This window comes from Sphingomonas bacterium, from assembly GCF_903644135.1.
In the GTDB taxonomy this organism is placed as follows: Bacteria; Pseudomonadota; Alphaproteobacteria; order Sphingomonadales; family Sphingomonadaceae; genus Sphingomonas.
Map to the genome: position 1 here is coordinate 1 of NZ_CAHJXA010000295.1, position 3,581 is coordinate 3,581.

At 70.7% G+C, this 3,581-nt stretch carries 4 protein-coding genes and 1 pseudogene; 2 read left to right on the plus strand and 3 right to left on the minus strand.

Annotated elements, in window-relative coordinates:
* Together HUU96_RS15205 and plsY are read right to left on the minus strand one after the other, a co-directional pair.
* Positions 1 to 146, minus strand: a pseudogene (locus tag HUU96_RS15205) (DNA-processing protein DprA); the annotation flags it as partial.
* An 8-nt stretch (positions 147 to 154) separates the two neighbouring features.
* The gene (gene plsY / locus HUU96_RS13230) at positions 155 to 733 is read right to left on the minus strand and encodes a glycerol-3-phosphate 1-O-acyltransferase PlsY (protein ID WP_174293229.1); all 579 of its coding nucleotides are present in this window, start codon (positions 731 to 733) and stop codon (positions 155 to 157) included.
* A 143-nt stretch (positions 734 to 876) separates the two neighbouring features.
* Between plsY and murI the strand changes: the two genes are divergently transcribed.
* Positions 877 to 1,677 carry a glutamate racemase gene (gene murI, locus HUU96_RS13235; protein WP_174293226.1) on the plus strand — a complete coding sequence of 267 codons (801 nt, stop codon included), beginning with the start codon at positions 877 to 879 and terminating at the stop codon, positions 1,675 to 1,677.
* Between the two features lie 58 nt (positions 1,678 to 1,735).
* The gene (gene hemA, locus HUU96_RS13240) at positions 1,736 to 2,998 is read left to right on the plus strand and encodes a 5-aminolevulinate synthase (protein ID WP_174293227.1); all 1,263 of its coding nucleotides are present in this window, start codon (positions 1,736 to 1,738) and stop codon (positions 2,996 to 2,998) included.
* A 25-nt stretch (positions 2,999 to 3,023) separates the two neighbouring features.
* Here the strand turns inward: hemA and HUU96_RS13245 are convergent, their stop codons facing one another.
* Entirely contained in the window at positions 3,024 to 3,464 is a 441-nt protein-coding gene (locus tag HUU96_RS13245) for a DUF3429 domain-containing protein (RefSeq protein WP_174293228.1), read from the minus strand.
* Between the last annotated feature and the right edge of the window lie 117 nt (positions 3,465 to 3,581).

Consider the following 3,581-nt stretch of genomic DNA (forward strand, 5'->3'; position numbering starts at 1 on the left):
GGGGTGCCACCGCCGCGCCGCGCCAGCATCGGCAGCGCGTCGAGCGCGCCGGCGGCGGTGCCGAACCGCGCGAGCAGCTGGCGATAGGTGACCGGACCGATGCCGGCGGTGCGGATCAGGCGTAGTCGCGCCTGCTCCTCATCCACGGATGCGATCACCCATGCGAGCTGACGCGCGGCTCGGTCCCGGTCATCAGCCGCTCGATATTGGCCCCGTGCTTCCACAGCACGATCAGCGCCAGCGCCAGCAGCAGCAGCACCAGGTCGTAGCGCCCGAACCCCGCCGCCGCGATCGGCGCGGTGACCGCCGCGGCCATGCCCGCCAGCGACGAGATGCGCGACGCTGCCAGCAGCACCAGCCACACCGCAGCATAGATGAGCCCCAGCGGCCAGTAGAGCGCGAGCACGATACCCATCAACGTCGCCACGCCCTTGCCGCCGCGGAAGCGCAGCCACAGCGGATAGCAATGCCCCAGGAACGCCCCCGCCGCCGCCAGCGACGCGTCGTCGGGCGACCAGTGCGCGATCAGCCACACCGCCAGCGCGCCCTTGGCGGCGTCGAGCAGCAAGGTCGCGGCGGCCAGCCCCTTGCGGCCGGTGCGCAGCACGTTGGTCGCGCCGATATTGCCCGATCCGACCTGCCTGATGTCGCCGACACCGGCCAGCCGGGTCAGCACCAGGCCGAACGGGATCGAGCCCAGCAGATAGCCGAGCAACAGCGCCACCGTCGGCATGATCCAGAAACTGTCGGCCAGCACCCCTGCCCCTTCGCTGACAATATATGATGTTCGATACGGTTCGCCAACAACCTGGCTCAGGAATTGCCGTCGTCGCCCGCACGGTCGCGCCGCGCCGCGATCGGCGCTACGAGCGCGCGATGGCCGATGCGCGTCCCGTCCTGCTGTTCGATTCCGGTGTCGGCGGCCTGTCGATCGCCGCGCCGGTGCAGGCGCTGCTGCCTGCAGGCACGCCGCTGGTCTATGCCGCCGACTCCGCGGGCTTCCCCTATGGCGTCAAGAGCGAGGCGGAGATCGCAGGCCGCGTGCCGGCGCTGCTGGGCCGGCTCGCCGAGCGGTATCGGCCGCGGCTGATCGTGATCGCCTGCAACACCGCTTCGACCATAGCGCTGCCCGCCGTGCGCGCGGCGCTCGACCTGCCGGTAGTGGGGACGGTGCCGGCGATCAAGCCGGCGGCGGCGGCCAGTACCAGCCGCGTCATCGGCGTGCTCGGCACCGACGCCACGGTGCGCCAGGCCTATGTCGACGAGCTGGCGCACCGCTTCGCGGCCGATTGCACGGTGCTGCGCCACGGATCGGCCGAGCTGGTCGAGCTGGCGGAGGCCAAGCTGCACGGCCAGGCGACCGCGCCCGATCGCTATCGCGCGGTGCTGGCGGGGCTGTTCGACCAGCAGGGCGGGAGCGCGATCGACGTGATCGTCAATGCCTGCACCCACTTCCCGCTGGTCGCGGCGGAGCTTGCCGCCGCCGCGCCGCACGCGGTGACGTTCGTCGACGGCGGCCCCGGCATCGCCCGGCGCGTCGCCCACCTGACCGCGGGCGATGCTTGGCCCGACCGGCCGGTGCCGGGTGTCGCTGTATTTACCCGGCTGGGCGAGGCGGAACGGGCGCTCGCGCCTGCCCTGGCCCGCCATGGTTTTGAGGCGATCGAGGCGTTGTAGGCTCGCGACCCGCGCAAACCGCTGGAAATCCGCGCATTAGCGGGCTAACGCGCGCGGCATGGTTTCCGAAGTCGTTGCCAGCAGCCGAGTCGACCCCGCCCGCGTCGATTATTCGCGCGTTTTCACGCAGGCGATTGACCGGCTACATGCCGAGGGCCGCTACCGGGTGTTCATCGACATCCTGCGCAACAAGGGTGCCTATCCGACCGCGCGCTGCTTCGCGGGCCATAACGGCCCCAAGCCGATCACCGTGTGGTGCTCCAACGACTATCTGGCGATGGGCCAGCATCCCGCGGTGATCGCGGTGATGGAGGAGGCGCTGCACGATGTCGGCGCGGGCTCGGGCGGCACCCGCAACATCGGCGGCAACACCCATTACCATGTCGATTTGGAGGCGGAGCTTGCCGACCTCCACGGCAAGGACGGCGCGCTGTTGTTCACGTCGGGCTATGTCTCCAACGAGGCGACGCTGGCGACCTTGGCCAAAGTGCTGCCGGGCTGCATCGTGTTCTCGGACGAGCTCAACCACGCCTCGATGATCGCCGGCATCCGCAATTCGGGCTGCGAGAAGCAGGTGTTCCGCCACAACGACCTCCTGCACTTGGAGGAACTGCTCGCCGCCGCTGATCCCGCCGCGCCCAAGCTGATCGCGTTCGAGAGCGTCTATTCGATGGACGGCGACGTCGCGCCGATCGCCGCGATCTGCGACCTGGCCGACCGCTACAACGCGCTGACCTACCTCGATGAGGTGCACGCGGTCGGCATGTACGGCGCGCGCGGCGGCGGCATTTCCGAGCGCGACGGCGTGGCGGACCGGCTGACGATCATCGAGGGGACGCTGGGCAAGGCGTTCGGGGTCATGGGCGGCTATATCGCCTGCGACCGCCAGATCGTCGACGTGATCCGCTCCTATGCGCCGGGCTTCATCTTCACCACCAGCCTGTCGCCGGTGCTGGTCGCCGGCGCGCTGGCGAGCGTGCGCCACCTCAAGGCGTCGGGCGTCGAGCGTGACGGGCAACAGGCCGCGGCGACGCGGTTGAAGGCGATGTTCGTCGAGGCGGGGCTGCCGGTGCTCGCGACGACCACCCATATCGTGCCGCTGATGGTCGGCGACCCGGTCAAGGCCAAGCGGATCAGCGACATCCTGCTCGCCGAATATGGCGTGTACGTGCAGCCGATCAACTATCCCACGGTGCCGCGCGGCACCGAGCGGCTGCGCTTCACGCCAGGGCCGGCGCATGACGAGGCGATGATGCGCGAGCTGACCGACGCGCTGAGCGAGATCTGGGGCCGGCTCGAGCTGGTGCGCCAGGCGGCGTAGCTCGATCCGCTTGCGCGGATGCGGATCAACGCAGCACCGCCGCGATCAGCGTCAGCACCGCCAGCCCGCCCGACAGCGGCACCCGCAGCTTCATCCACCCCTCGGGCGCATCGCCGCGCTCGACCAGGCGCCGGTCGACCAGCAGCGTCAGCATCAGCGCCACCGCCAGCCCGACCAGTCCCCAGCGCCAGCCGCCGAACACCACCACCGGCACCAGCGCGAGCGGGACCAGCGACGGCAGGACGGCGACGATCACCAGCACCCGCTGGCGCTGGGTCCGACGCATGGCGAGCCCCCACCAGATGCCGCCGAGAAAGCTGAGGATCAGGCTGGCGTAACCGAACGCGGCGATCTTGCCAGCCTCCAGCCCGGGGCTGCCGGCCTGGATCAGCAGCGCGCCGAACTGCGGCAACAGGCCGGCGCCGCCGAGCAGGCGGGCGGTGGGGCTGACGGTCGGGGTGTCCATCGCAAGCCAACGCAGGACGTCCGCGACCGATCCGCCGCCCCTCCCGTCCCCTGGTCCGCGGCACCTGCGAGGGTGGCCAATCGCCGCGCCGAGCGCTACAGGCCAGCCCGCCGACCT

What these genes read in the sequence shown, in the direction of transcription:
- HUU96_RS13245 (WP_174293228.1), bottom strand. Translation starts at nt 3,464, where the DNA reads ATGGACACCCCGACCGTCAGCCCCACCGCCCGCCTGCTCGGCGGCGCC.
- plsY (WP_174293229.1), bottom strand. Translation starts at nt 733, where the DNA reads ATGCCGACGGTGGCGCTGTTGCTCGGCTATCTGCTGGGCTCGATCCCG.
- hemA (WP_174293227.1), top strand. Translation starts at nt 1,736, where the DNA reads ATGGTTTCCGAAGTCGTTGCCAGCAGCCGAGTCGACCCCGCCCGCGTC.
- murI (WP_174293226.1), top strand. Translation starts at nt 877, where the DNA reads ATGGCCGATGCGCGTCCCGTCCTGCTGTTCGATTCCGGTGTCGGCGGC.